The organism is Streptomyces sp. NPDC127117, from assembly GCF_042677325.1.
Taxonomy (GTDB): Bacteria; Actinomycetota; Actinomycetes; order Streptomycetales; family Streptomycetaceae; genus Streptomyces.
Genome location: NZ_JBHXTM010000138.1, coordinates 1 through 1,203 on the forward strand (window position 1 = coordinate 1; position 1,203 = coordinate 1,203).

Genomic DNA, 1,203 nt, shown 5'->3' on the forward strand with positions numbered 1-1,203 from the left:
CGGCAGCGGCAGCGGCAGCGGAAACGGCTGTGGCTGTGGCTGTGGAGCCGGTGGCCATCGCTCCGTGGCTGTTCTCCGCACGGACCGAGCAGGCCCTGCACGACTACGCCGACGCGCTGCGCACCGTGACCGCCGATCCGGCCGATGTCGCCGCAACCCTGGCCACCCGGCAGGACTTCGAACACCGCGGCGCACTCATCGACGGCAAACTCCTCACCACCACCAACACCGGCGCCACCCCCGGCAGGAAGACCGCGTTCCTGTTCACCGGACAGGGCTCCCAGCACCCCGGCATGGGACACGACCTCTACCGGTGTGAACCCGTCTTCGCCGCCGCCATCGACGAGATCAACACCCACCTCGGCGACACCATCTTCACCGACGACCTCGAACCCACCGGCAACGCACAACCCGCCCTCTTCGCCCTCGAAGTCGCCCTCCACCGCCTCCTCGAACACCGCGGCATCACCCCCGACATCGTCTGCGGACACTCCATCGGCGAACTCGCCGCCGCCCACATCGCCGGCATCCTCACCCTCGAAGACGCCTGCACCCTCGTCAGCACACGCGCCCGCCTCATGCAGAACCTCCCCCCCGGCGGCACCATGATCTCCATCCGCGCCACCCCCGACGACGTCACCCCCCACCTCACCCCCGGCGTCACCATCGCCGCGATCAACGCCCCCGACGCCCTCGTCATCTCAGGCACCGAACACGAAACCCACGCCACCGCACAACACTTCACCCACACCCAACGCCTCCACGTCAGCCACGCCTTCCACTCCCCCCTCATGGAACCCGCCCTCCCCGCCTTCCACGCCATCGCCGAAACCCTCACCTACCACCAGCCCACCACCCCCATCATCACCACCACCCCCGGCGACCCCACCACACCCCACTACTGGACCAACCAGATCCGCTCCACCGTCGACTTCGCCACCGCCGCCACCACCCTCCAAAACCACCTCACCATCGAACTCGGACCCCACCCCACCCTCACCACCCTCACCCAAGGCCACCCCACCCTCCACCGCACCACACCCCACCACACCACCCTCGCCACCACCATCGCCCACACCTACCTCAACGGCACCAACCCCACCCCACCCCAACCCCACACCCCACACACCCACACCCACCCCCACACCCCACACACCGAACTCCCCACCTACCCCTTCCAACACCAACGCCACTGGCTCAACC

General features: G+C 68.5%; 1 protein-coding gene. It reads left to right on the forward strand.

All coding sequences use genetic code 11. From position 1 onward, the window contains the following. Positions 1-29 precede the first annotated feature (29 nt). The coding region (locus ACFVH0_RS40495) for an acyltransferase domain-containing protein (RefSeq protein WP_385828437.1) at positions 30-1,203 on the forward strand (1,174 nt) is incomplete at its 3' end.